The organism is Methylobacterium fujisawaense (genome assembly GCF_014138435.1).
Taxonomy (GTDB): Bacteria; Pseudomonadota; Alphaproteobacteria; order Rhizobiales; family Beijerinckiaceae; genus Methylobacterium; species Methylobacterium fujisawaense.
The window spans coordinates 18,590-42,791 of the sequence record NZ_JACJIM010000003.1; the positions used below are offsets into that span (position 1 = coordinate 18,590).

Annotated in this window: 23 protein-coding genes; 9 read left to right on the plus strand and 14 right to left on the minus strand. The window is 70.2% G+C overall.

Annotation, left to right across the window (positions count from 1 at the left end):
* The first annotated feature begins 204 nt into the window (after positions 1-204).
* The gene (topA, locus tag GGQ91_RS09200; RefSeq protein ID WP_043387664.1) at positions 205-2,889 is read left to right on the plus strand and encodes a type I DNA topoisomerase; all 2,685 of its coding nucleotides are present in this window, start codon (positions 205-207) and stop codon (positions 2,887-2,889) included.
* Between the two features lie 180 nt (positions 2,890-3,069).
* On the opposite strand, the gene GGQ91_RS09205 is transcribed toward topA, so the two are convergent.
* Positions 3,070-3,258: a hypothetical protein gene (locus GGQ91_RS09205; protein WP_182591844.1), complete on the minus strand. Its 189-nt coding sequence runs from the start codon at positions 3,256-3,258 to the stop codon at positions 3,070-3,072.
* 359 nt (positions 3,259-3,617) lie between these two features.
* Between GGQ91_RS09205 and parE the strand changes: the two genes are divergently transcribed.
* Positions 3,618-5,690, plus strand: a complete 2,073-nt coding sequence (gene parE, locus GGQ91_RS09210; protein WP_182591845.1) for a DNA topoisomerase IV subunit B — start codon at positions 3,618-3,620, stop codon at positions 5,688-5,690.
* 45 nt (positions 5,691-5,735) lie between these two features.
* Here the strand turns inward: parE and GGQ91_RS09215 are convergent, their stop codons facing one another.
* On the minus strand, positions 5,736-6,227 hold the full coding sequence (locus GGQ91_RS09215) for a PRC-barrel domain-containing protein (RefSeq protein ID WP_043349409.1): 492 nt from the start codon (positions 6,225-6,227) through the stop codon (positions 5,736-5,738).
* A 226-nt stretch (positions 6,228-6,453) separates the two neighbouring features.
* Positions 6,454-7,320, minus strand: coding sequence for an outer membrane protein (locus GGQ91_RS09220; RefSeq protein WP_043349412.1), 867 nt, complete (start codon positions 7,318-7,320; stop codon positions 6,454-6,456).
* A 623-nt stretch (positions 7,321-7,943) separates the two neighbouring features.
* Between GGQ91_RS09220 and GGQ91_RS28100 the strand changes: the two genes are divergently transcribed.
* From GGQ91_RS28100 to GGQ91_RS09235, 3 genes are all read left to right on the plus strand, one after another.
* Positions 7,944-8,171 carry a hypothetical protein gene (locus GGQ91_RS28100; protein WP_246410639.1) on the plus strand — a complete coding sequence of 76 codons (228 nt, stop codon included), beginning with the start codon at positions 7,944-7,946 and terminating at the stop codon, positions 8,169-8,171.
* A gap of 209 nt (positions 8,172-8,380) precedes the next feature.
* Positions 8,381-9,958 carry a DEAD/DEAH box helicase gene (locus tag GGQ91_RS09230; protein WP_182591847.1) on the plus strand — a complete coding sequence of 526 codons (1,578 nt, stop codon included), beginning with the start codon at positions 8,381-8,383 and terminating at the stop codon, positions 9,956-9,958.
* Positions 9,959-10,059: 101 nt separating this feature from the next.
* Positions 10,060-11,118, plus strand: coding sequence for a GGDEF domain-containing protein (locus GGQ91_RS09235; protein WP_043356236.1), 1,059 nt, complete (start codon positions 10,060-10,062; stop codon positions 11,116-11,118).
* Between the two features lie 112 nt (positions 11,119-11,230).
* Here GGQ91_RS09235 and GGQ91_RS09240 read toward each other — a convergent pair whose 3' ends face one another.
* Positions 11,231-11,608, minus strand: coding sequence for a HesB/IscA family protein (locus GGQ91_RS09240; protein WP_043356239.1), 378 nt, complete (start codon positions 11,606-11,608; stop codon positions 11,231-11,233).
* A 122-nt stretch (positions 11,609-11,730) separates the two neighbouring features.
* Positions 11,731-12,747 carry a threo-3-hydroxy-L-aspartate ammonia-lyase gene (locus GGQ91_RS09245; RefSeq protein WP_403091088.1) on the minus strand — a complete coding sequence of 339 codons (1,017 nt, stop codon included), beginning with the start codon at positions 12,745-12,747 and terminating at the stop codon, positions 11,731-11,733.
* A 209-nt stretch (positions 12,748-12,956) separates the two neighbouring features.
* Between GGQ91_RS09245 and GGQ91_RS09250 the strand changes: the two genes are divergently transcribed.
* Complete coding sequence (locus GGQ91_RS09250) at positions 12,957-13,175, plus strand: hypothetical protein (RefSeq protein ID WP_051045078.1); 219 nt, start codon at positions 12,957-12,959, stop codon at positions 13,173-13,175.
* A 133-nt stretch (positions 13,176-13,308) separates the two neighbouring features.
* On the plus strand, positions 13,309-13,512 hold the full coding sequence (locus GGQ91_RS09255; protein WP_043356243.1) for a hypothetical protein: 204 nt from the start codon (positions 13,309-13,311) through the stop codon (positions 13,510-13,512).
* Positions 13,513-13,574: 62 nt separating this feature from the next.
* Here the strand turns inward: GGQ91_RS09255 and lpdA are convergent, their stop codons facing one another.
* The 7 genes from lpdA to GGQ91_RS09290 all read right to left on the minus strand — a co-directional run bounded on the left by lpdA (position 13,575) and on the right by GGQ91_RS09290 (position 20,453).
* Positions 13,575-15,014, minus strand: a complete 1,440-nt coding sequence (gene lpdA, locus GGQ91_RS09260; RefSeq protein WP_053610584.1) for a dihydrolipoyl dehydrogenase — start codon at positions 15,012-15,014, stop codon at positions 13,575-13,577.
* 13 nt (positions 15,015-15,027) lie between these two features.
* Positions 15,028-16,458, minus strand: a complete 1,431-nt coding sequence (locus GGQ91_RS09265; RefSeq protein ID WP_182591848.1) for a pyruvate dehydrogenase complex dihydrolipoamide acetyltransferase — start codon at positions 16,456-16,458, stop codon at positions 15,028-15,030.
* 4 nt (positions 16,459-16,462) lie between these two features.
* Positions 16,463-17,056 (minus strand): Uma2 family endonuclease, encoded by a 594-nt coding sequence (locus GGQ91_RS09270; RefSeq protein ID WP_075379790.1) that lies wholly within the window; start codon positions 17,054-17,056, stop codon positions 16,463-16,465.
* 15 nt (positions 17,057-17,071) lie between these two features.
* A complete protein-coding gene (locus GGQ91_RS09275; RefSeq protein ID WP_043356258.1) occupies positions 17,072-17,359 on the minus strand; it encodes a DUF5076 domain-containing protein in 288 nt (95 codons plus the stop codon).
* 70 nt (positions 17,360-17,429) lie between these two features.
* Complete coding sequence (locus GGQ91_RS09280) at positions 17,430-18,872, minus strand: pyruvate dehydrogenase complex E1 component subunit beta (protein WP_043356260.1); 1,443 nt, start codon at positions 18,870-18,872, stop codon at positions 17,430-17,432.
* 58 nt (positions 18,873-18,930) lie between these two features.
* Positions 18,931-20,004 carry a pyruvate dehydrogenase (acetyl-transferring) E1 component subunit alpha gene (gene pdhA, locus GGQ91_RS09285; RefSeq protein WP_043356263.1) on the minus strand — a complete coding sequence of 358 codons (1,074 nt, stop codon included), beginning with the start codon at positions 20,002-20,004 and terminating at the stop codon, positions 18,931-18,933.
* Between the two features lie 137 nt (positions 20,005-20,141).
* The gene (locus GGQ91_RS09290; RefSeq protein ID WP_043356265.1) at positions 20,142-20,453 is read right to left on the minus strand and encodes an FtsB family cell division protein; all 312 of its coding nucleotides are present in this window, start codon (positions 20,451-20,453) and stop codon (positions 20,142-20,144) included.
* A 95-nt stretch (positions 20,454-20,548) separates the two neighbouring features.
* Here GGQ91_RS09290 and GGQ91_RS09295 point away from each other — a divergent pair, with 95 nt between their 5' ends.
* Positions 20,549-21,751: an adenylate/guanylate cyclase domain-containing protein gene (locus GGQ91_RS09295; protein WP_182591849.1), complete on the plus strand. Its 1,203-nt coding sequence runs from the start codon at positions 20,549-20,551 to the stop codon at positions 21,749-21,751.
* Between the two features lie 56 nt (positions 21,752-21,807).
* Here GGQ91_RS09295 and GGQ91_RS28105 read toward each other — a convergent pair whose 3' ends face one another.
* Both GGQ91_RS28105 and eno read right to left on the minus strand, forming a co-directional pair.
* Positions 21,808-22,212 (minus strand): DUF3574 domain-containing protein, encoded by a 405-nt coding sequence (locus tag GGQ91_RS28105; RefSeq protein ID WP_236962139.1) that lies wholly within the window; start codon positions 22,210-22,212, stop codon positions 21,808-21,810.
* Positions 22,209-23,498 carry a phosphopyruvate hydratase gene (gene eno, locus GGQ91_RS09305; RefSeq protein ID WP_043356273.1) on the minus strand — a complete coding sequence of 430 codons (1,290 nt, stop codon included), beginning with the start codon at positions 23,496-23,498 and terminating at the stop codon, positions 22,209-22,211. Before eno ends, GGQ91_RS28105 begins: the two co-directional genes overlap by 4 nt.
* Positions 23,499-23,692: 194 nt before the next feature.
* Between eno and queF the strand changes: the two genes are divergently transcribed.
* Positions 23,693-24,145, plus strand: coding sequence for a preQ(1) synthase (gene queF / locus GGQ91_RS09310; protein WP_182592128.1), 453 nt, complete (start codon positions 23,693-23,695; stop codon positions 24,143-24,145).
* The last annotated feature ends 57 nt before the right edge of the window (positions 24,146-24,202 follow it).

Below are 24,202 nucleotides of genomic sequence, written 5' to 3' on the forward strand. Positions count from 1 at the left end.
TTTCGGCGCCGCGCCAGCCGGGGCATGCGCGACGGAGCGGCTCGACCCCACACCGGCGGCACAGCCCGCCATTTGACATCCCGCCGCCCGTGACCCACTTGTCCCCGGCGCGCGGCCCCGGCCCGACGGCGGGCATATGTCCCACGCGAATTACGATCAGAATTCGTCCGTCGCGCTCAGGTCCCGTCAGGGGCAGAGGTCTGAATGAAAGTCGTCGTCGTCGAGTCGCCGGCCAAAGCCAAGACGATCAATAAGTATCTCGGCCGCGACTATGAAGTGATCGCCTCGTTCGGGCACATCCGCGACCTGCCGGCCAAGGACGGCTCCGTGGATCCCGAGCAGGATTTCCACATGGTCTGGGAACTGGCCGACCGCGGGGCGAGCCGGGTCTCCGAGATCGCCAAGGCGGTCAAGGGCGCCGACAAGCTGATTCTGGCTACCGACCCGGATCGCGAGGGCGAGGCGATCTCCTGGCACGTGCTGGAGGCCTTGACCGCCCGCAAGGCGCTCAAGGGCATCCCGGTCGAACGCGTCACCTTCAACGCCATCACCAAGGCCTCGGTCGAGGCGGCGATGCGCAAGCCCCGGGAGATCGACCAGGCCCTGGTCGACGCCTATCTGGCGCGCCGGGCGCTGGACTACCTCGTCGGCTTCAACCTCTCCCCGGTCCTGTGGCGCAAGCTCCCGGGCGCCCGCTCGGCGGGCCGCGTCCAGTCGGTGGCGCTGCGCCTCGTCGTCGAGCGCGAGATGGAGATCGAGCGGTTCAAGCCGCGCGAGTACTGGACGCTCATCGCCACGCTGACGACCGCCGACGGCGCGACCTTCGAGGCCCGCCTCGTCGGCGCCGACGGCAAGCGCATCCAGCGCCTCGACGTCGGCACCGGCGACGAGGCCGCCGCCTTCAAGCGCGACCTCGAACTCGCGACCTTCCAGGTGGCGAGCGTCGAGGCGAAGCCCGCCAAGCGCCACCCGCAGCCGCCCTTCACCACCTCGACCCTGCAGCAGGAGGCCTCGCGCAAGCTCGGGATGGCGCCGGCCCAGACCATGCGGGTCGCCCAGCGTCTCTACGAGGGCGTCGATATCGGCGGCGAGACCGTCGGCATCATCACCTACATGCGGACCGACGGCGTCGATATGGCGCCCGAGGCGATCCAGGACGCCCGCCGGGTCATCGGCAAGGAGTTCGGCGACCGCTACGTGCCCGACGTGCCGCGCAAGTACAGCGTCAAGGCCAAGAACGCCCAGGAGGCCCACGAGGCGGTGCGGCCCACCGACATGAGCCGCCTGCCCAAGATGGTGGCGCGCCACCTCGAGCCCGAGCAGGCCCGGCTCTACGATCTCATCTGGACCCGCACCATGGCGAGCCAGATGGAATCGGCCGAGCTGGAGCGGACCACCGTGGACGTCACGGCGAAGGTCGGCCCCCGCCAGATCGACCTGCGCGCCACCGGCCAGGTTGTGAAGTTCGACGGCTTCCTCACCCTCTACCAGGAGGGCAAGGACGACGAGGAGGACGAGGAGAGCCGCCGCCTGCCGCCCATGAAGGCCGGCGACCCGCTCACCCGCGAGCGGATCAGCTCGACCCAGCACTTCACCGAGCCGCCGCCGCGCTATTCCGAGGCGAGCCTCGTGAAGCGCATGGAGGAACTCGGCATCGGCCGCCCGTCGACCTACGCGGCGGTGCTCCAGACGCTGCGCGACCGCGAGTACGTCAAGATCGAGAAGAAGCGGCTGCAGCCGGAGGACAAGGGGCGGCTCGTCACGGGCTTCCTGGAGAGCTTCTTCCGGCGCTACGTCGAGTACGATTTCACCGCCGACCTCGAGGAGCAGCTCGACCGCGTCTCCAATGCCGAGATCGACTGGCGGGCGGTGCTGCGCGACTTCTGGCGCGATTTCTCCGCGGCGATCGGCGAGACCAAGGAGCTGCGCGTCACCGACGTGCTGGAGGCGCTGAACGGCCTCCTCGGGCCGCACATCTTCCCCGACAAGGGCGACGGCTCGAACCCGCGCACCTGCACGGTCTGCGGGACCGGACAATTGTCGCTGAAGCTCGGCAAGTTCGGCGCCTTCATCGGCTGCTCGAACTATCCCGAGTGCAAGTACACCCGCCAGCTCTCGGCCTCGGGCGTCGAGGGCGAGGGGGACGGCTCCTCGGCCGAGGGCGGCCAGCCGGGCGTCCGGGTGCTGGGCGACGATCCCGCCACCGGCCTGCCGGTGACGCTGCGCGACGGCCGATTCGGGCCGTTCCTGCAGCTCGGTGAGGCCTCCACCGAGAAGGGGGCGGAGAAGCCGAAGCGTTCCTCCCTGCCGAAGGGGCTGAGTCCCTCGGCGGTCGACCTGCAGAAGGCGCTGGCCCTGCTGGCGCTGCCCCGCGAGGTGGCGCGCCACCCCGAGACCGGCGAGCCGATCCTGGCCAATCTCGGCCGGTTCGGGCCCTACGTGCAGCATGGGAAGACCTACGCCAATCTCGGCAAGGACGACGACGTGCTGGAGATCGGCGGCAACCGCGCCATCGACCTGATCGTCGCCAAGGAGCAGGGCGGCGGCCGCGGCCGTCCGGCTGCCGATCCCGGCCGCCCGCTCGGCACGGACGCTGCGAGCGGGCGCGACCTCGTGGTGAAGGCCGGCAAGTACGGCCCCTACGTCACCGACGGCGAGGTGAACGCCACGCTGCCGAAGACCATGAGCGCCGAGGCGCTGACGCTCGACGAGGGGATCGCCCTGGTCAACGCCAAGCGTGCCTCGGGCGGCGGCAAGCCGGCGAAACGGGGCGCTGTCCGGAAGACCGCGACGCGCGCGGCGAGCGGCGCCAAGCCGGCGGCCAAGAAGACGGCAGCGAAGAAGCCCGCCGCCAAGAAGACCGCGGCCAAGAAGACGGGCGCCGGCTGACGCAGACAGGTCCAGGCGGCCTTCACCCGCTCGCCGGGTGCAAGGCGCGTCAGCCGCGCCGGTCCGTGTCCAGGGCGGGCACGCGGTTCTGCGCTGCTCTCCCGGCGGCGGTGGGGGACAGGAGCAGACCGACGCGGAGAACGGGATGCACGTCCCGTTTTCCGGGTCCGGCCGCCTGGTTCAGACGAGGTAGGTGATGGTTGCCGCGAGCGCCGTCGCGAAGGTCGCCAGCGCGATCGTGGTGGAATTCATGAGCGCCCGGCTGGGCGGCACGCCGGCCGCGTCGTCGTCGCAGCCGAAGGCGGCGCCGGCCGCGTGCTCGAAGCGGATCAACGTGAGGCGGCGGGCCTCGATCGCGGCATCGCTCATGGGCTGCGGCTCCCTGACCACGGTCAAGATTTATCTCCGCCGTCAACGTCGATCGTCCCGGTCTGTTCCGGCGGCGGCCTGTGGAGGTCGAACAGGCTGGTCACGGGAAAGCCTTAACCCATCGTTGTGCAACGTCGTGATGACGGGCCGCCTGGCCCCCTCGGGGGTCGGGGCGGTTCCGGCCCTCGCTCGCGGCGCCGCAGCATGCGATGGTGCGGCCGCGTCGCCTGGGGGCGAACGGTTTTGATGTTTACGTTTTGTTCCGCTATCATGCGGGGATGAAGGCGCATGCTCCACGACCCAAGACCCGTCTGCGCGAATCCGAGCCGGCCGATGCGCCGCGCCCGCGGAGGCCGCGCGTGAGCGATCCGGCCCGCGACCTGTTCGGACCGGGCGGCAAGGCGGCCGCCTCGACAGCCCCCTCTCGCGCGCCGGAGCCGCGGCGGCGCCTGGACGCCACGGCCTCCGTGACGGCGCTCGCAGCGGCCGAGCCCGATTCCGGCTACACCGCCTCCGACATCGAGGTGCTGGAGGGGCTGGAGCCGGTCCGGCGCCGCCCCGGCATGTATATCGGCGGCACCGACGAGCGGGCGCTGCACCACCTCTTCGCCGAGGTGATCGACAACTCCATGGACGAGGCGGTGGCCGGCCATGCCAGCTTCATCGAGGTGGAGCTGGAGGAGACCGGTGCCCTCGTGGTCACCGACAACGGCCGCGGCATCCCGGTCGACCCGCATCCGAAATTTCCCGGCAAGTCGGCGCTCGAGGTCATCATGACCACGCTGCATGCCGGCGGTAAGTTCGACTCGAAGGTCTACGAGACCTCGGGCGGCCTGCACGGCGTCGGCATCTCGGTGGTGAATGCGCTCTCCGACCTCCTCGAGGTCGAGGTGGCGCGCAACCAGACCCTGTATCGCCAGACCTTCTCGCGGGGCCACGCGCAGGGCGCGCTGGAGCTGATCGGCCGGGTGCAGAACCGGCGCGGCACCCGGGTCCGCTTCCACCCGGACGCGCAGATCTTCGGCTCGCTGAAATTCGACCCGCGCCGCCTGTTCAAGATGGCGCGTTCGAAGGCCTACCTGTTCGGCGGCGTCGAGATCCGCTGGCGCTGCGCCCCCGCCCTCCTCGAGGGGCTGGAGGGCGTACCTGCGGAAGCCGTGCACCGCTTCCCCGACGGCCTGCGCGACTATCTCGCCCGCGACATCGACGGCAAGGAGCTGGTCACCGACGCGATGTTCTCCGGCAAGATCACCAAGCCGGGCTCGCACGGGTCGCTGGAATGGGCGGTGGCCTGGATGGTCGCCGAGGACGGGTTCTCGCATTCCTACTGCAACACCATCCCGACGCCCGAGGGCGGCACCCACGAGGCCGGCCTGCGGGTCGCCCTGCTCCGGGGCCTGCGCGAGCACGCCGAGCGCGTGAACCAGGCCAAGCGCATGACCGCGGTGACCACCGACGACGTCATGGCGACCTGCGCGTCCATGCTCTCGGTCTTCATCCGCGAGCCCGAGTTCCAGGGCCAGACCAAGGACAAGCTCGCCACCGTGGAGGCCCAGCGCATCGTCGAGACGGCGGTGCGCGACGCCTTCGACCATTGGCTCGCCGCCTCCCCGGCCCAGGCCAACAAGCTGCTCGACTGGGTGATCGACCGGGCCGAGGAGCGCCTGCGCCGCCGCCAGGAGAAGGAGGTCGCCCGCAAGAGCGCCACCCGCAAGCTCCGCCTGCCCGGCAAGCTCGCCGATTGCTCGGCCGCCGGCACCGCGGGCTCGGAGATCTTCATCGTCGAGGGCGATTCGGCCGGCGGCTCCGCCAAGCAGGCCCGCGACCGGGCGACCCAGGCGATCCTCCCCTTGCGCGGCAAGATCCTCAATGTCGCCTCTGCGAGCCGGGACAAGCTCGGCGCCAACCAGCTGATCTCCGACCTCACCCTGGCGCTCGGCTGCGGCACCGGCGCGGCCTTCCGCGAGGCCGACCTGCGCTACGACAAGGTGATCATCATGACGGACGCCGACGTCGACGGCGCCCACATTGCCTCGCTGCTGATCACCTTCTTCTACCGCCAGATGCCCAAGCTCATCGACCGCGGGCATCTCTACCTCGCGATCCCGCCGCTCTACCGGCTGCAGCAGGGCTCCAAGGTGGCCTATGCCCGGGACGACGCCGACCGGGAGCGGATCATCAAGACGGTGTTCAAGGCCGGCAAGGTCGAGATCGGCCGGTTCAAGGGCCTCGGCGAGATGATGCCGGCCCAGCTCAAGGAGACCACCATGGACCCGAAGAAGCGCACGTTGCTGCGGGTCGCGGTCCTGGACGAGGCCCGGGAATCGACCGGCGATACGGTCGAGCGGCTGATGGGCAACAAGCCCGAGGGCCGCTTCGCCTTCATCAGCGAGCGTGCGGCCTTCGCCGAGGGGGCCGACCTCGACATCTGAACCGTCGCGCCGACGCGGTTTCCACCGCGCCGGCCGCCCGGACCGTCAGGGCTTGGTAACCGCCTTGGCCGGGTCGAAGGGCTGGGCCGCCGACACCGTGTCGGTGCTCATGTTGAGGACCGCCGAGAACCGCTCGCCTCCCGGCCGCAGCACCAGGGCACCAGGCTCCACGGCGATGACCTTGCTGCCCAGGCCGAGGAAGCCGCCGACATCGATCACAACGGCCTTGAGGGTCCCGCCATCGGTGATCAGCAGGTCGTCGATCTTGCCGACGCTGTCGCCTGCCGCGTTGCGCACCGTCACGCCGATCATCTTGGAGGCCAGGAAGGCCACAGGCTTGAGCCCCTGACGCTTGGCGGCGTCCTCGGCATTCGCCGCCGCCATCAGCCGCCCGACGCCCTGGCCGTCCGTCGAGGTCCCCGGCCCCGTGCCCGGCAGGACCGTATCCTTGCCGATCACGGAGGCATCCTGCGCACGTGCAGGCGCTCCCGCCAGAGCCAGGGCCGCGAGCGACAGGAGAAGTATTCGGCTTCGCATGGCTGATCGCTCCGGTGCGCCCGGACCCGTCGCGGTTCCCGTTCCGGTCCCCGCTCGGTCCCCATGAGGCGCCGCGGTCTCAATCGCGGGTGGCACGCGCGGTTCCGGCGCTCCCTGTCGCACCCGACCCGTCCGGCGGCACGACCCTGAAACGCGGAAGGGCCCGGCCTTGCGGCCGAGCCCTTCCGTTGCGCGGAGCCGGTCGAGCCGGCTCCGACGTTCGATCTTAGTACGAGCCGAACTTGTAGTTCAGGCCGGCGCGGACGACGGCGAACTCGGTCTTGGCGGCGGCGCCGTTGAGGTAGGCGGTGCCGTTCGGGGGCAGGAGGTTGCCGTAGAAGACGCCGCCGGCGGAGTTCTTCTGGCGGTCGAGGCTGACGTACAGGCCTTCGACCTTCAGGGTGACGGCCGAGGAGCGGAAGAAGTTCAGGAAGGAGTCGGTGGGCAGGGCGTACTCGACGCCGCCGCCGGCGGCCCAGCCGGTGCGGAAGCTGTCGCGGAAGCGGTTGCCGGAGAAGTTCTGGTCGTCCTGGCCGGATCCGTAGGCGAAGCCGCCGGTGCCGTACACGAGGGTGCGGTCGAAGGCGTAGCCGAGGCGGCCGCGGACGGTGCCGAAGTAGTCGAGGCCGTTGCCGCTGGTGGCGACGAAGGCGGGCGGGTTGGAGAAGGCGACGCCGGGGAAGCCCAGGAAGCTGTAGTTCTGGGTGGCGTTGGCGCGGCGGGCGAAGTCGACGTACTGGGCGTCGGCCTCGAAGCCGATCACCACGCCCGAGCCCGGCGTGAACTGGTAGTTGTAGCCGATCTGGGCGCCGCCCGAGAAGCCGTCGTTGTTGTTGCGGTTGTTGACGCTGACGACGCCCGAGGTGCCGGGGGAGTTGATCAGCGAGCCGCCCGGCAGGGCGTAGCTGGTGGTGTTGCGGCTGTTGGCGTCGAAGCCGTAGCCGGCGTTCACACCGACGTAGAAGCCGGTCCAGGTGAACACCGGCACCGGCGTGAACACCGGCGGCGGCGCAGCGCGGCGCGGCAGGTCGGCGGCGGACGCCGTTGCGGTCAAGCCGGCGAGGACGGTGGATGCGAGGAGGAGCTTCTTCATGGTGGTGTCGGTCCTGGGGTTAGCTTGAGCCGGCAGCCTTCTAGGCGCTCTCGGATGGCGGGTCTGTCGCTTTCCTGCAACAAGCATCCTCAGACTAGGGACATCCCGTCAACGAAAGATGAAGACTAACCGACCGTCTCCCAAGCAGCCGGCTCGCTTGCCCGTCGAGACTGTACGCGGACAGCTGAAAAGGCTCGGAAGACTAGCTGTGTTGCGCGACGTGCATATTCGGGCGCGCCTCAACGGGTGTCGTGATAGCGTCCGACGTCTCGCCGGTTGCATGCAGGGCGGCCGTTTTATTCCGGCACAACTTTGGCGAGAGGGTGCGCGCGGTCGTAAGCGATCGGTTAACCGTATCCGCCGATGGTCCGTCGCTGCGGGCGGGCCGACCCTCTCGAGAGCCCGCGACCGGCTTCCTGCCGGCTCCCGCGTCGCGGCCGGCCGCCTCGCCCGGCGGAGACAGCCGTCCATCCATGCTCAACCACGACGAACGGAGCCGGAGAACCTTCGGCAGGCGCCGGACCCCGGAGGGGATGGCCGCTCTTTCGGGGAGCCTTCCCGGCCCGGCATCGCATCCTGCGCGGCCGAGGCGGGCCGCCGGGCCCCTGCCCTGGACCCTGCGCATGGCGGGACTCGTCGGGATCCTCACGGTGGTTGCCGCCTATCAGCTCGCGCGGCTCAGCCGGCCCGATGCGGCACCGACGGCCGCCGCGGTCGCCGCCCTGGCGGGACCGGCCCATCCGGGGATCGCGGACCCGCAGACGACCGGCGCCCTCGCGGCATCGGAATTCGCCCGGTCCACCCGCCTGGATCCCTGCCTCGTGCCCGCATCCGACCGTCTCCGGCCCTGATCGAGGCCCGTTTTGGCGCCCGATCCCCTGTGCGTCGGCGGGCGCCATCACCATTGCGAGATTGACAAGTCGCGCCAGGGCCCTAACTGACATGCGTGATGCGCCCCGCGGCCCCGGGAGCGCCCGATCGCCCCGCGCGAGCCTTTCCCAGCCGTTGCCGCGACGGTGTCCTTCGCGCCGGCCGGGCGCGCAACGGTTCCTGAACGCAGATGCCTTTTTCCGACCTGGGACTGAGTGACAAAGTCCTGAACGCCGTCGAAGCGGCGGGTTATACCGAGCCGACGCCGATCCAGGCCGAGGCCATTCCCCATGTGCTGGCGCGTCGCGACGTCCTCGGCATCGCCCAGACGGGAACCGGCAAGACGGCGGCGTTCACGCTGCCGATGCTGACGCTCCTGGAGAACGGACGCGCCCGGGCCCGGATGCCCCGGACCCTGATCCTGGAACCGACCCGCGAACTGGCAGCCCAGGTGGTCGAGAATTTCGACCGCTACGGCACCAACCACAAGCTCAACGTGGCCCTGATCATCGGCGGCGTGTCCTTCGCCGACCAGGACGCCAAGCTGATGCGCGGTACGGACGTGCTGATCGCGACACCCGGTCGCCTCCTCGACCATTTCGAGCGCGGCAAGCTCCTGCTCACCGGCGTCGAGCTGCTCGTCATCGACGAGGCCGACCGCATGCTCGACATGGGGTTCATCCCCGATATCGAGCGCATCGTGAAGATGGTGCCGTTCACCCGGCAGACCCTGTTCTTCTCCGCGACCATGCCGCCGGAGATCGAGCGGCTGGCGGACATGTTCCTGCACAACCCCCAGCGGGTCGAGGTCGCCCGTCCCGCCTCCACGGCCACGACGATCACCCAGCGCCTGGTCGCAACCGGCGCCGAGGGGCATGCCAAGCGCGAGCGCTTGCGCGACCTGATCCGCGGCGAGGCGGAACTCAAGAACGGGATCATCTTCTGCAACCGCAAGCGCGACGTCGCCCTGCTCCAGAAGTCCCTGGTCAGCCACGGCTTCGACGCCGCCGCCCTCCACGGTGACATGGATCAGCGGGCGCGGACCGCCGCCCTGGACGCGTTCCGCAACGGCGAGACCGCCCTGCTCGTCGCCAGCGACGTGGCGGCGCGCGGCCTCGATATCCCCGCCGTGAGCCACGTCTTCAACTTCGACGTGCCGCATCACCCCGAGGATTACGTCCACCGGATCGGCCGCACCGGCCGCGCGGGCCGGAGCGGCACGGCCTATACGCTGGTCGCCCCCGAGGACACGCGCTCCCTCGGCGCCATCGAGGCGCTGATCGGCCAGCCGATCCCCTGGCTGGACGGCGATCTTTCGACGGTGGCCGAGCCGTCCGGCGACACCGGGACGCGTCACCGCGGCCGGTCGGGCGAGGGCCGCCGCGGCGCGCGCTCCGCGAAGGCCGGCGACAAGGGCGGTGCTGCCCGGGGCGGTCGCGCGAGGAGCGGCGACGCCAAGGAGATCCGGAGCGCCGGCGAGGCCGAGGAGGCCCGGGAGGAGCGTCCGCGGGCACGCACCGGTCGCGGTGCGGCGGCCGCGCAGCGTCCGGAGGCACGCCAGGAGAGTCGTCAAGAGAGTCGGCAGGAGGGGCGCCAAGAGGCTCGCCCGGAGAGCCGTGCTGCGGGACGCACGACGGCGCGCGCCGGCGCGGCCGGGCGCGAGGAGCGCGGGCGCCGGAACGATGCGGACGGTGATACGCCCGTCGGTTTGGGTTCCCACGTCCCGGCATTTCTACTTCGACCAGTGTTGGCGAAGAAAGAAAGGTAACAAGGGTCTTTTCGAGCTTAACAGTCCGGCTACCAGACTGCCGTATATCAAGTCAGGGTCGCGGCGCATGCGCGCCGATCGCCCGGGACCACGGGATACGGATGAGCCAGGAGACCTATTCGGACCGCGATCGCAGCTTCGCATTGGCGAAGCGCAGCCATGACCTGATCCGCGACTACGGCCCCTCCGCGACGCCGCGCGCCTACGCGGTCTGGTATGCCTACGTGTCGGGCGAGCTGCCGCTCCTCGCCGATGCCGTGAAGCGCCTCACCACCCAGAACGGCTGCCTTACCGAGAGCGACATCGACGATCTGCACGAGACCTATCTCGACGGGCGGCGCCTCGCGAGCACCACCGACGACGTCAGCCGCGTGGTCCTGAGCGAGATCGCGGCGGTCACCGAGATCCTGGACCTCTCCCTGGGCTCGACGGCGCAGTACAGCGAATCGCTGCGCGGCGTCGCCCAGGATCTCTCCCAGGGCCTCCCGAGCCGGGCGCGGTTCGGCGAGATCGTGGCGACCCTGGCCGCCACGACCCGGGAAGTCGCCGCCAACAACCGGATCCTCGAGGCCCGCATGCGCGAGACGCGCAGCGAGATCGAGACGCTGCGCGAGAAGCTCGATGCGAGCCGGCGCGAGAGCCTGACCGACGCCCTGACCGGGCTGGCGAACCGCAAGCATTTCGAGGAGACGCTGAAGGCGGCCATGGATTCGGCGCGGGCGCGCACCGATCCCATGAGCCTGATCATCCTCGACATCGATTTCTTCAAGCGCTTCAACGACCTGTACGGTCACCTCACGGGCGACCAGGTCCTGCGGCTCGTGGCGATCGTGATGCGCGAGAATGCCGGGAAGCAGGCGCAGCTCGCCCGGTTCGGCGGCGAGGAGTTCGGCATCATCCTCCCCGGGGCCGACCGCACCGTGGCCAAGCGGGTGGCCGAGACGGTCCGCACCAGCGTGATGGGGCGCGAACTGGTCAAGCGCTCGACCGGCGAGTCGCTCGGCAAGATCACCATCTCCCTGGGGGTCGCGGTGCTGTGCCCGGGGGATACGCCGGCCTCGCTGATGGAGCGGGCCGACCTGTGCATGTTCGCGGCCAAGCGCGCGGGCCGGAATCGCTTTCTGGACGATGCGGCCGAGTCGCTGTCGCAGGTGGCCTAGGGGCGCCGCGACGGCGCCCGCCCGCGGCGAAGCGCTTCGGGAGCGGGAGACCCTCCGCGCCGGGGGCGCGGCCGGGCCGCCGCGCTCCCCGCGCCGACGGTGAGCGGGAGCCTCAGGCCGGCGCGGACAGGCGGTCCGCCGAGACCGGCGTGATCGCCACGGATTCTCCGCAACCGCAGGCCGAGGTCTGGTTCGGGTTGTTGAACACGAACTGCGACGCCAGCTTGGTGGTGGTGAAGTCCATCTCCGTGCCGAGCAGGAACAGCACAGCCTTCGGATCGACGAAGACGCGAACGCCGCGATCCTCGACCACGTCCTCGCCGGGCTTGACCGCCTCGGCATACTCCATCGTGTACGACATCCCGGCGCAGCCGCCGTTCCGGACACCGACGCGCAGACCGGCGATCGGCCGGTCGGCCTCCGCCATGATCGCCTTGATCCGATCGGCAGCCCGATCGGTCAGCGACAGAACCTTGAAGCTCGTGGACATTGTCATCCTCCCGCCCATCCGGGTTCAAGGCCCGGGGACGCGCATTCTGGCAGTCACAAGATAAGCATTGGGTCGGGGCCGGTCCACCGCGGCGGGAGCACACCGGCCCGGCAATCGACGCCTCAGGCCGACTCGCCGGTGAGCCGCGCGAAGGCCGCCAGATCGACGTTGCCGCCGCTGATCACCACGCCGACGCGCTTGTCCGTGACGTCCACGAGCCCGTGGAGCACCGCCGCCGCCGCGAGGCAGCCGGTCGGCTCGACCACGAGCTTCATCCGGCTGGCGAAGAACCGCATGGTCTCGACGAGCTGCGCGTCGGTGACGGTGAGGATGTCGGACACCCCCGCGCGGATGATCGCGAAGGTGAGGTCGCCCAGCGCCGTCGACTGCGCCCCGTCGGCGATGGTGCGGGGCACGGGAATCGTGACGATCCGGCCCTCGCGGAACGAGCGCTGCCCGTCATTGCCCGCCTCCGGCTCGACGCCGATCACGCGGCAGCCCGGCGACAGCTCCGCCGCGGCCAGCGCGCAGCCCGCGAGCTGGCCGCCGCCGCCCAGGCAGGCCACCAGCATGTCGAGGGGGCCGACCGTCTCGATCAGCTCCTGAGCCAGGGTCCCCTGCCCGGCAATGACGTCGGGATGATTGAAGGGGGGGATCAGCGTCAGGCCGCGGGCCTGCGCGATCTCCCGGCCGAGCGCCTCGCGATCCTGGCTGTAGCGGTCGTACAGGACCACCTCGGCGCCGTAGCCGCGCGTGGCGGCGATCTTCGCGGCGGGGGCGTCGCCCGGCATGATGATGGTGGCGGGGGCGCCGAGCAACCGGCTCGCCAGCGCGATCGCCTGGGCGTGGTTGCCGGAGGAATACGTGATCACCCCGCGGGCGCGGGCCGCCTCCGGAAGGGCGCTGATCGCGTTGTAGGCCCCGCGGAACTTGAAGGCGCCGGCCCGTTGCAGGTTCTCCGCCTTGAAGAACAGCCGGCTGCCGGTCATCGCGTCCGCGGTGCGCGAGGTCAGGACCGGCGTGCGATGGGCGGCTCCGGCGATCCGCTCCGCGGCGCGGGCCACGTCGGCGAAGGTGGGAAGGCCGCCGGCCGCGTCGATGGGGTCGCCCTGCATCGTGTCCTGCATCGCGTTTCGCATCGCTCCTGCGCCGGTCGTGCCGGACGTCATAGGGCCGTTTCGGTCCGTGCGCATCCGGCCCGGTCCACATGCGGAAGCGGAGCCATTCGGCCCTTCGCCGCTTATCCCCGCAGCGACGTCTTGGCAGGAACGCTGGGGGGCGGCATCGCCATGCGGATCGAGACCATGTGCAGACCTGCGATCCGGCCGGCGGTCGGCAGGGTGGCGTCATGAGCGCCCGGGATCAGGCCTCCGGCGATGCGGCGACCGAGGTCACATTCCGGGGCCGCGGGCTGGCCCTGCAATCCGGTCGGCGGCTGATCCTGCTCGTCTGCCCGCTCTGTTCGCAGCGCAACGCACAGCGCGGCGCCGAGCGCGGCATCTGCGAGTGGTGCGCTTACGTCCCCTCGCCGGATCAGGCCGAGCCGGTGGATCGGCTGCGCCGCTGACGGGCGTTCCGGTGTCGGCGCGGATCGCGATCGCCTTGCGCAACCTCAGCATTTGTTTTTGAGTTTTATCTATTTATGGTTGCCGGACCGCCCTGCGCTCCCACATTCCCGTGGACGCTCGACTGGAGGGACCATGCAACCTTCCGAATGCTGCATCTTCCGGATGACCCTCGCGTCCGTGCTCGGCAGCTGCATCACGCTGCTGCTCGTCCGGGGGCTCGATCCCATCGCGGCGCTGCTCCTGATCCCCGTCGGCGGCAGTACGGCGACGGTCGCGGTGATCCTCCTGTTTCAGCTGGTGAGCCTGACGCGCGCGGCGGCGCCCGGTTCGGACTGACGGACCCGTGCCGGCCTGGGCCGGACCGGAGCCCGACCCGAGCCCGGCTTCCCACTGCCGGATCAGGTGTGAATCACCTTGCCGTAGGCGTCGAGCACGCTCTCGTGCATCATCTCGCTGAGCGTCGGGTGCGGGAACACCGTGTGCATCAGCTCCTCCTCGGTGCTCTCCAGGTTCATCGCCACCACGTAGCCCTGGATCAGCTCGGTCACCTCGGCGCCGACCATGTGGGCGCCGAGCAGCTGGCCGGTCTTGGCATCGAACACGGTCTTGATCAGCCCGTCCGGCTCGCCCAGCGCGATCGCCTTGCCGTTGCCCGCGAAGGGGAAGCGGCCGACCTTCACGGCAAAGCCCTGCTCCTTGGCCTTGGCCTCGGTCAGGCCGACGCTGGCGATCTGCGGCTGGCAATAGGTGCAGCCCGGGATCTTGGCCTTGTCCATCGGGTGGGTGTGCAGGCCCTTGATCGTCTCGATGCAGATGACGCCCTCGTGCTCCGCCTTGTGGGCGAGCATCGGCGGGCCGGCGACGTCGCCGATCGCGTAGAGGCCGGGCACGTTGGTGCGGCCGAGCCCGTCCGTCACCACGATCCCACGGTCGATCTTCACCCCGAGCTTCTCCAGCCCGATATTCTCGATGTTGCCGACCACGCCCACCGCCGAGATCAGCTTCTCCGCGGTGATCTGCTGGGTCTTGCCGTCACCGCCCTCGATGGTCGCCGTGACCGAATCCGCGCCCTTCTCGACCTTCGTGACCTTGGCGCCGGTGAGGATCTTGATCCCCTGCTTCTCGAAGCGCTTGCGGGCGAGGCCTGCGATCTCGGCATCCTCCACGGGCAGGATCTGCGGCAGCAGCTCCACCACGGTCACCTCGGCGCCCATGGTGCGGTAGAACGAGGCGAACTCGATGCCGATCGCGCCCGAGCCCATGACCAGCAGGCTCTTGGGCATCGTCTCGGGGACCATGGCCTCATAGTAAGTCCAGATCAGATTCTTGTCGGGCTCGATCCCGGGGATCGCCCGGGGCCGGGCGCCGGTCGCCACGATGATGTGCTTGGCTTTGTAGGTGCCGGCCCCCTTGGCGCCCTTCGGCGCCTCGGCGCGCTTGGTCTCCGTCACGGTGACCTGGCCGGGCTGGTTGCCCTGTGCGGCGCTGTCGACCGCGGCCTCGCCCCAGATCACGTCGACCTTGTTCTTCTTGAGCAGCATGCCGACGCCGCCGTTGAGCCGGCCCGAGACGCCGCGGGAGCGCTTCACGATGGCGGCGGTGTCGAACCCGACCTTTTCCGCCGTCAGCCCGTAATCACCGGCGTGCTGGAAGTAGTGGTAGATCTCGGCCGAGCGCAGCAGCGCCTTGGTGGGGATGCAGCCCCAGTTCAGGCAGATGCCGCCGAGATGCTCGCGGTCGACCACGGCGGTCTTGAACCCGAGCTGCGCCGCGCGGATCGCCGTGACGTAGCCGCCGGGCCCGGCGCCGATGATGAGGACGTCGTAGGTGTCGGACATCGTGTGCTCCGGCTCAGACCAGCATGCCCATCGGGTTCTCGATCAGCCCCTTGAAGGCCGAGACCAGCTCCGCGCCGAGCGCGCCGTCGAGGACGCGGTGGTCGCAGGACAGGGTGCAGGTCATGACCTGGACCACGGCCGGCGCCCCGTCCTTCACGACGACGCGCTTCTCGCCGGCGCCCACCGCCAGGATGCTCGATTGCGGCGGGTTGATCACCGCGGTGAAGTGCTTGATGCCGAACATGCCGAGGTTCGACACCGAGGTGACGCCGCCCTGGTACTCCTCGGGCTTCAGCTTCTTGGCGCGGGCGCGGGCGGCGAAGTCCTTCATCTCGTTGGAGATGGTCGAGAGCGTCTTCTCGTCCGCCCGGCGGATCACCGGGGTGAACAGCCCGCCGTCGATGGCGACCGCGACGCCGACCTCGGCGTGCTTGAAGCGCAGGATCCGGTCCTCGGCCCAGACCGCGTTGGCGGCCGGCACGCGGGTCAGCGCGAGGCCCATCGCCTTGATGACGAAGTCGTTCACCGAGAGCTTGAAGGCGGGCTTCCCGTCCTTGTCCTTGGCCGCGGAGCCGTTGAGCGTCTCCCGCAGCTTCATCAGCGCGTCGAGCTCGCAATCCACCGTCAGGTAGAAGTGCGGGGCGACCTGCATCGCCTCGGTGAGGCGCTTGGCGATGGTCTTGCGCATGCCGTCGAGGGGCACCTCCTCATAGGCATCCTTGGCGTAGAAGCCCTTGACCTGATCGGTCGTGAGGCCGGCCGGCGCGCCGCCCGCGGCGGCGGCCTTCGGGGCGGGGGTGGCCGCCTTCGGCGCCTCGGCGGCCTGGGGGGCGGCGGGCGCCTGGGTGGCCCCGGAGGCCTTCGCGGCCTGGACGTCCCGGGCGATGATGCGGCCGTGCGGGCCGCTGCCCTGGACGGCGCCGAGATCGACACCCTCCTGCTTGGCGATCCGCCGGGCGAGCGGCGAAGCGAAGACCCGTCCGCCCGTGCTGGCCTGCGGCGCCCCGCCGGGCTGCGCGCCTTCCGGCGCCGCGTTCACCCGCTCGTACCCCATGTGGCCGCCGCCGGGCGTGGTGTTCTGGTTGGCCGCCGAGGCGTCGGCCTTCGGCTCAGGCTTGGCATCAGGCTTGGCGCCAGGCTTGGCCGCTCCGTTGGAGGCTGCCTTCGGCGCACCGCCGGCGGCGGCCTCCGACACGTCCTCGCCCTCGGCGGCGATGATGGCGATCAGGTCGTTGACCGGAACGTCCGCGGTGCCCTCGGGCACGAGGATCTTGGCGAGCACGCCCTCGTCGATGGCCTCCACCTCCATGGTGGCCTTGTCGGTCTCGATCTCGGCCAGCACGTCGCCGGACTTGACCGCGTCGCCCTCCTTCTTGAGCCACTTGGCGAGGTTGCCCTTCTCCATGGTCGGGGAGAGCGCGGGCATCAGCACGTTGATCGGCATGGCATCAGGTCTCGGGCAAGGCCGGGGCGGCCGGATCGTCGAAGGGAAAGAGGTCGTCGAGGGGGAACGGGACGGCGTCGAAGGGTGGAAGGGCCACGCTCTCGCCGCGCTGGACCGTGGCGAGGAGCACCCAGCGCCCGTCCGCGAGGGCGAAGCCTTCGAGCACGCCCGCGGCCGGATCGAGCAGCCAGAGGTGACCGATCTTGGCCTCCGCATAGATGCGGCGCTTGCGCCCGCGATCGAGGCGGACCGTGGAGGGCGAGAGGATCTCGCAGACCGAGTCCGGCGCGATCTCGATGTGGGCCGCTTCCAAGTCGGTCGGCACCCGCTCCCGGCGCCAAGCCGCCAGATCCGGCACCACGACATGGGCACCCAGGTGGAGTTCCGGTTCAATCATGAAAATCCAGCCGCCGGGTCCGCCGCGTCCATAACGGAACGGGGTGCCCAGCAAGGTGGACAAATCGGACGCGGCCATCGCGTGCCGGGGCCGCGGCCGCGGGTGCGTCTCCAGCACACCGTCGATGATCTCGGCGACGAGATGCGCGGGGACGGCCTCCAGATCCGCGTAGGTCGCCTGCCGGACAGCCGCCTCAGCCATGGTCGGCAGCCATCGCTAGTTGAGGCCGCCGGGGTCGAGCCCCTCGGCCTCCCAGCCCGCGCGGATGCGCTCGACCGCCTCCTCCTCCGACATGTCGGTCTCCAGCGCGTAGGCGCGGGCTGCCTGTCGGGCGAGATCGGCCAGGAGCCGGCCCCAGGTGGCCGGGTCGTCGAAGGAGCGGCGGAGGGCCACGCTCACCGCGCCGTCGACCACGGCGGCGCGCAGCACCTCGATGCCGCCCTGTTCGAGGGCGTCGGGCGGGATGGCGAGTTCGGCGAAGTCGCTGCTGGAATCTTGGCTCATGGCGCGCCGGCTGTTCCTTGGGCCCCCTGCCGGGACGGAGGCGGGGACATGCGCCCCGCCCGCGCGCCCGTCACTTGTAGCAGACGCTCTTGGCGGCCTCGACCACCTCCGCCACATTCGGCAGCGCCAGCTTCTCCAGATTGGCCGCGTAGGGCATCGGCACGTCCTTGCCGGTGATGCGCAGGACCGGCGCGTCCAGGAAATCGAAGGCGTCGACCATCAGGCGCGCCACGATCTCGGCGCCGACGCCGGATTGCGGGAAGCCCTCCTCGACGGTGATGCAGCGGCCGGTCTTCTTCACCGATTCCACCACCGTCTCGGTGTCCATCGGGCGGATCGTGCGCAGGTCGATCACCTCAGCCTCGATGCCCTGCTCGGCCAGGGCCTGCGCGGCCTTGAGGGCGTAGGTCATGCCGATTGCGAAGGACACGATGGTCACGTCGCTGCCGGTGCGGTGGATCCGCGCCTTGCCGATCGGCAGCACGAAGTCGTCGAGCTGCGGCACCGGGAACGACTGCCCGTACAGGATCTCGTTCTCGAGGAAGATCACCGGGTTCGGGTCGCGGATCGCGGCCTTGAGCAGGCCCTTGGCGTCGGAGGCCGTGTAGGGCGCGATCACCTTGAGGCCCGGCACGTTGGAGTACCACGCGGCGTAATCGTGGCTGTGCTGGGCGGCGACGCGGGCGGCCGCGCCGTTCGGGCCGCGGAACACGATCGGGCAGCCGAGCTGGCCGCCGGACATGTAGAGGGTCTTGGCTGCCGAGTTGATGATCTGGTCGATCGCCTGCATGGCGAAGTTGAAGGTCATGAACTCCACGATCGGCTTCAGCCCGGCGAGCGCCGCGCCGACGCCGATGCCGGCGAAGCCGTGCTCGGTGATCGGGGTGTCGACCACGCGCTTCGGTCCGAATTCCTGCAGCAGGTTCTGGGTGACCTTGTAGGCGCCCTGATACTCGGCGACCTCCTCGCCCATGACGAAGACGTCGCCGTCGCGGCGCATCTCCTCGGCCATGGCGTCGCGCAGGGCCTCGCGGACCGTCTGGGTGACCATCGGCGTGTCGGCCGGGAACTCCTCCATCACCGGCTCTCGGGCCTTGTTGGTGATGACGGCGGGTGCCGCCGGCGCCTTCGGGGCGTCGTCGCCGGTCTTGGCGGCGGGCGCGGGCTTGTCGGCCATGCCCTCGGCCTGCATGTCGGGCGTCGGCGCCGGATGGCCGCCGGCGCCGTTGGGCTTCGCCCCGCCGCCGGACTGGACGCTCGCCGGATCCTCGCCCTCGCCGGCGATGACGGCGATCGGCGTGTTGACCGCGACGCCCTCGGTGCCCTCCGCGATCAGGATCTTGGCGAGCACGCCCTCGTCGATGGCCTCCACCTCCATGGTGGCCTTGTCGGTCTCGATCTCGGCCAGCACGTCGCCGGACTTGATCGGGTCGCCCTCCTTCTTCAGCCACTTGGCGAGCTTGCCCTCCTCCATGGTGGGCGAGAGGGCGGGCATCAGGATGTCGGTCGCCATGCTCAGCTCTGCGGTCGTCGTCTCGTTCGGGGGGCGGCCAGCGTCGTCGGCGACGCGCTCAGGCGTGCGCGTCCAGCAGGATGTCGGTCCACAGCTCGGACGGATCCGGCTCGGGATCGTTGGTGGCGAACTCGGCCGAGGCGTTCACCGTCTCGCGGACCTTGGCGTCGGTGGCCTTCAGCTCGGCTTCGGGCACGCCGTGCAGCTCGAGCAGGCGCTTGCGCACCATCTCGATCGGGTCGTGCTCGTCGCGCATCTTCGAGACCTCGTCCTTGGTCCGGTACTTGGCCGGATCGGACATGGAGTGGCCGCGATAGCGGTAGGTCTGCATCTCCAGGATGTAGGGCCCCTGGCCACTGCGGGCGTGCTCGATCGCCCGGGTGGCGGCCTCGCGGACGGTGCGCACGTCCATGCCGTCGACCTGCTCGCCGGGGATGCCGAAGGAGAGGCCGCGCTTCGAGAAGTCCGTCTGCGCCGAGGCCCGGGCCACCGAGGTGCCCATGGCGTAGCGGTTGTTCTCGATGACGTAGACGACCGGCAGCTTCCAGAGCGCCGCCATGTTGAAGCTCTCGTAGACCTGGCCCTGGTTGGCCGCGCCGTCGCCCATATAGGTCAGGCTGACCTTGCCGTTCTCCCGGTAATGGTCGGCGAAGGCGAGGCCCGTGCCCAGCGAGACCTGCGCGCCGACGATCCCGTGGCCGCCGAAGAACTGCTTCTCGCGGCTGAACATGTGCATCGAGCCGCCCTTGCCGCGGCTGTAGCCGCCGCGGCGGCCGGTCAGCTCGGCCATGACGCCCTTCGGGTCCATGCCGCAGGCCAGCATGTGGCCGTGGTCGCGGTAGCCGGTGATGACCTGGTCGCCCTCGACCGAGGCCATCTGCATGCCGATCACCACGGCCTCCTGGCCGATATAGAGGTGGCAGAAGCCGCCGATCAGGCCCATGCCGTAGAGCTGGCCGGCCTTCTCCTCGAAGCGCCGGATCAGCAGCATCTCGTGGTAGGCGTGGAGATCCTCGTCCCGGGTGAATTGCGGCATGTTGGGCGCCGGCTTGTGCGCCTCGGCCGCCTGAGGGCTCGCGGCCTGCGATTGGGAGGACGAAGCGTCCTTGGCAGGCTCCTTGGCGGCGTCCATCGGCGCTCTCCCCGTGATTCCACGCGACGTGGTGGGGGTGTAGGACAGCGAGGATTGGAAAGCGAGGGCTGCCGCTCTGACAGGAAGCCGCTCTTGTCAGAGGACTTTCGGGGCGGACTCACGGGGCCCGGCGGCGATCAGGGCGTGATGATAACCACGTCGTTGGCGTGGACCCGGCCGAGCACGATCCGCGCCCGTTCCTCCAGGAGGTCGCGGTCGATCTGGTCGCTCTTCAGCAGCGCGACCCGGTGCTCCCAGGTGGCGCGCTCGGCCCGCACGGCGGCGAGTTCCTGATTGAGGCCGTAGGCGCGGATTTTCAGCGCCTTCTTGGCTTCGAGTCCGCGGTTGCCGCTCTCGGCCTGCCACACGAAATAGCCGACCACGAGCGCCGACAGGGTCCAGAGACCCAGCGGCAACACAACCATTCTGACTCGGCGGCGCACGACCATGGCGCGACCCTCGCGCGGAAAGGTTAATGGTTCTTTGCGATCGTGCCGCGACAGGTTCGGGGCGTGATCGGCACGGACAGGGGCGAGGCTGAGGGATGGACCTGACGCATCTGGGACGCTGGGTCGCCGCGCACGCAACGGCGACCGACGACCACGACAGCCTGCTCTCCGGATTCTGCGAGGCGCTGGTCGGCGCGGGCATCCCCGTCTGGCGGGTCAGCGTCATGGCCCCGGCCCTCGATCCGACCCTGCGCGGCGTCAGCCTGAACTGGCACGCGGGCGAGGGGCTGTCCTTCGTGGCCAACGCCCACGGTGCCGACGAGGAGAGCGACTGGCTCCTGAGCCCCGTCTACGCGCTGGTGGAGAAGGGCGAGACCTTCGGCCGCTGGCGCCTCGACGCGCCCGAGCTGGAGACGGACTTTCCGGTCCTGAAGGCCCTCGGGGCACAGGGCGGCGTCGATTACGTGCTGCACATCGTCGAGTTTGCGCCCGGCACCGCGCTGCGCGGCATCGCGGTGTCGTTCTGCACCCGCGGCGCCGGCGGCTTCACCGAGGCGCACCTGTCGGCCATCGCCGACGTCCTGCCGTTCCTGACGCTGGCGATCGCCAAGATGAGCTTGGCCCACACGTTCCGCGAGGTGTCGGCGACCTATCTCGGCCGTTCCACCGCCGAGCGGGTGCTCGACGGCCAGATCCGGCGCGGCGAGGGGCGGGCCATTCCGGCCGCCATCCTGCTGACGGACCTGCGCGGCTTCACGGCGCTGGCCGACCGGGTCGATCCGGCCGACATGGTCACGTGGCTCAACGAGCATTTCGACGCGCTGGGCGACCCGGTGGCGCGGCACGGCGGCGAGATCCTGAAATTCCTGGGTGACGGGTTCCTGGCCATCTTCCCGGTGCCGGACGCCGACACCCTCCCCTGCCCGGTCTGCGGCGGCGCCCTGGATGCCGCGACCGAGGGGCTCGCCGCCAACGCGGCGCTCAACGACCGCCGCCGCGCCGCGGGTCTGCCGGAGCTGCCGGCCGAGTGCGTGGTGCATTTCGGGACGGTCATCTACGGCAATGTCGGGACCGAGCGGCGCCTCGACTTCACGATCATCGGGCGGGCGGTCAACGAGGCCAGCCGGATCGAGAGCCAGTGCGCGGCCCTCGGCCATGCGCTCCTGGTCTCGGATTCCTTCGCCGAGCGGTGCGCCCGGCGGCTGGAGCCTGTCGGGACGATCGAGTTGCGGGGCCTGTCGCGGCCGATGCGGGTCTGGACCGTGCCGGCGGAGCCGTCCGATGCCACGTCGGCCTGAGGCGGCGCAGGCTGCGGGGCCCGGAAGACCGGCCTCCCCCCGTCCTGCCGCCGCCCTCAGAACAGCGCACAGCTCCGCTGCAGCACCAGCCCGACGGCGCCCTGGGCGAAGTGCTCCCGGTACTCTTCCTTGATGCTGCGCAGGGCCGCGACCGCCTCGGGCGTCGCCCCGGTGACGATGAGGACGATGCGGGCAGCCTCATGCACGCGCCGTCCGTCCGGCCCGCGCCACTGGCCCCGACCGGAGAACACCGTCAGCCCGTCCGGGAAGCGGGGGGTGATCCGCTCGGCCAGAAACCGGTCGAAGGCCCGCTGCGGGATGAGGCCGCCATCCGGCCGCGACAGGCCGAACAGCAGTTGCGCGCTGAGCGTCGGACGTGCGCCGTCGCAGAGCGGGTCGGCACAGGCCGGGCCGGCCGCTCCGAGGGTGAGCAGGCCGGTCAGCAGGATCCGCCGGATCAGCGCCGGGCGAGCTGCTTGAGCGCCGCCGGGCCGGCATAGAGCGCCTGCGGGCCCAGGCCTTCCTCGATGCGGATCAGCTGGTTGTACTTGGCCAGTCTGTCCGAGCGGGCGAGCGAGCCGGTCTTGATCTGCCCGCAATTGGTGGCGACCGCGAGGTCGGCGATGGTCGAATCCTCGGTCTCGCCGGAACGGTGCGACATCACCGCGGTGTAGCCGGCGCGCTGGGCCATATCGACCGCCGCCAGGGTCTCGGTGAGCGAGCCGATCTGGTTGACCTTGATCAGGATCGAGTTGGCCGTGCCCTCCGCGATGCCGCGGGACAGGCGCTCGACGTTGGTGACGAACAGGTCGTCGCCCACGAGCTGGCACTGCGCGCCGATCTTGTCGGTCAGGAGCTTCCAGCCGGCCCAGTCGTCCTCCGACATGCCGTCCTCGATGGAGACGATCGGATAGGTGGCGACGAGCTGCGCGAGGTAATCGACCTGCGCCTCGATGGTGCGGGTCTTCCCCTCGCCCTCGTAGGCGTAGGCGCCGTCCTTGAAGAACTCGGTGGCGGCGCAGTCGAGCGCCAGGGCCATGTCCTGGCCGGGCTTGAAGCCGGCGGCGCTGATCGCCTCCATCACGAAGTCGAGAGCGGCCTCGGCAGACGGCAGGTTCGGAGCGAAGCCGCCTTCGTCGCCGACATTGGTGTTGTGGCCGGCCTTCTTCAGCTTGCCCTTGAGGGTGTGGAACACCTCGGAGCCCATGCGCACGGCCTCGGCGAGCGAATCGGCGCCCACCGGCATGATCATGAATTCCTGGAAGTCGATCGGGTTGTCGGCATGCGCCCCGCCGTTGATGATGTTCATCATCGGCACCGGCAGCACCCGGCCCTGCACGCCGCCGACGTAGCGGTAGAGCGGCAGGCCGGACGCCTCGGCCGCAGCCTTGGCCACCGCCAGCGAGACGCCCAGGATCGCGTTGGCGCCGAGCCGCGCCTTGTTGGGCGTGCCGTCGAGCTCGATCATCGCCTCGTCGACCGCGACCTGATCCTCGGCCTCCATGCCGCCGATCGCGTCGAGGATCTCGGTCTGGGCCGCCTCGACCGCCTTGAGGACGCCCTTGCCGAGGAACCGATTCTTGTCGCCGTCGCGCAGCTCCACGGCCTCGTGGGCGCCGGTGGAGGCGCCCGACGGCACCGCGGCGCGGCCGAAGGAGCCGTCCTCCAGGATGACGTCGACTTCGACCGTGGGGTTGCCGCGGCTGTCGAGAATCTCGCGGGCGCTGATATTGGTGATCGCGGTCATGGAACGTCCTCTCGCGGGGGCCGCGGGTCGGTGGCCGCGCCCAAATCAGAGGGTGCGGCGCATCGCGGCGGCTTATCCGTCAAGCGGCGGCCGGCGGCAAGCGTCGGGACGGGCGGCGCACAGCCCGGTCCACCCGGGAAAGCGTCGCGGATCAGACAGATGCGCGCGGCGCCGACAGGCTTTATATGCCCGCCATGACCTCCGCCAACGACCTCCAGCTCGGCCAGCCGACGCCCTTCCCCACCTCCTCCGAGGAGGCGCGACTCGACCGGGTCCCGAACCCGCACGCGGACACCGACTACGTCGCCCGGTTCACCGCGCCCGAATTCACCTCGATCTGCCCGGTCACCGGGCAGCCGGATTTCGCGATCCTGGTGATCGACTACGTGCCCGGCGACTGGCTCGTGGAGTCGAAGTCGCTGAAGCTCTACCTCGGCTCATTCCGCAACCACGGCGCGTTCCACGAGGATTGCACCGTGGCGATCGGCAAGCGGCTGCGCGACCTCCTGGAGCCGCGCTACCTGCGCATCGGCGGCTTCTGGTATCCCCGCGGCGGCATCCCGATCGACGTGTTCTGGCAGACGGGCGAGCTGCCGAAGAACGCGTGGCTGCCGGATCCGGGTGTGCCGCCCTACCGCGGACGCTGACCGGCCAAACGAAAAGGGCGACCGGCTCGCGCCGGTCGCCCCCGATCCATCCGGATC

Coding starts and splice junctions, on each gene's coding strand:
- eno (WP_043356273.1), bottom strand. CDS start 23,498: ATGACCGCGATCACCAATATCAGCGCCCGCGAGATTCTCGACAGCCGC.
- GGQ91_RS09205 (WP_182591844.1), bottom strand. CDS start 3,258: ATGAGCGATGCCGCGATCGAGGCCCGCCGCCTCACGTTGATCCGCTTC.
- GGQ91_RS09240 (WP_043356239.1), bottom strand. CDS start 11,608: ATGTCCACGAGCTTCAAGGTTCTGTCGCTGACCGATCGGGCTGCCGAT.
- lpdA (WP_053610584.1), bottom strand. CDS start 15,014: ATGTCCGACACCTACGACGTCCTCATCATCGGCGCCGGGCCCGGCGGC.
- GGQ91_RS09230 (WP_182591847.1), top strand. CDS start 8,381: ATGCCTTTTTCCGACCTGGGACTGAGTGACAAAGTCCTGAACGCCGTC.
- GGQ91_RS09295 (WP_182591849.1), top strand. CDS start 20,549: ATGGACCTGACGCATCTGGGACGCTGGGTCGCCGCGCACGCAACGGCG.
- GGQ91_RS09235 (WP_043356236.1), top strand. CDS start 10,060: ATGAGCCAGGAGACCTATTCGGACCGCGATCGCAGCTTCGCATTGGCG.
- queF (WP_182592128.1), top strand. CDS start 23,693: ATGACCTCCGCCAACGACCTCCAGCTCGGCCAGCCGACGCCCTTCCCC.
- GGQ91_RS09215 (WP_043349409.1), bottom strand. CDS start 6,227: ATGCGAAGCCGAATACTTCTCCTGTCGCTCGCGGCCCTGGCTCTGGCG.
- GGQ91_RS09220 (WP_043349412.1), bottom strand. CDS start 7,320: ATGAAGAAGCTCCTCCTCGCATCCACCGTCCTCGCCGGCTTGACCGCA.
- GGQ91_RS09270 (WP_075379790.1), bottom strand. CDS start 17,056: ATGGCTGAGGCGGCTGTCCGGCAGGCGACCTACGCGGATCTGGAGGCC.
- GGQ91_RS09245 (WP_403091088.1), bottom strand. CDS start 12,747: ATGCGAAACGCGATGCAGGACACGATGCAGGGCGACCCCATCGACGCG.
- GGQ91_RS09280 (WP_043356260.1), bottom strand. CDS start 18,872: ATGGCGACCGACATCCTGATGCCCGCCCTCTCGCCCACCATGGAGGAG.
- GGQ91_RS09255 (WP_043356243.1), top strand. CDS start 13,309: ATGCAACCTTCCGAATGCTGCATCTTCCGGATGACCCTCGCGTCCGTG.
- GGQ91_RS09275 (WP_043356258.1), bottom strand. CDS start 17,359: ATGAGCCAAGATTCCAGCAGCGACTTCGCCGAACTCGCCATCCCGCCC.
- topA (WP_043387664.1), top strand. CDS start 205: ATGAAAGTCGTCGTCGTCGAGTCGCCGGCCAAAGCCAAGACGATCAAT.
- GGQ91_RS28100 (WP_246410639.1), top strand. CDS start 7,944: ATGGCGGGACTCGTCGGGATCCTCACGGTGGTTGCCGCCTATCAGCTC.
- GGQ91_RS09265 (WP_182591848.1), bottom strand. CDS start 16,458: ATGCCGATCAACGTGCTGATGCCCGCGCTCTCCCCGACCATGGAGAAG.
- GGQ91_RS09290 (WP_043356265.1), bottom strand. CDS start 20,453: ATGGTCGTGCGCCGCCGAGTCAGAATGGTTGTGTTGCCGCTGGGTCTC.
- GGQ91_RS09250 (WP_051045078.1), top strand. CDS start 12,957: ATGAGCGCCCGGGATCAGGCCTCCGGCGATGCGGCGACCGAGGTCACA.
- pdhA (WP_043356263.1), bottom strand. CDS start 20,004: ATGGACGCCGCCAAGGAGCCTGCCAAGGACGCTTCGTCCTCCCAATCG.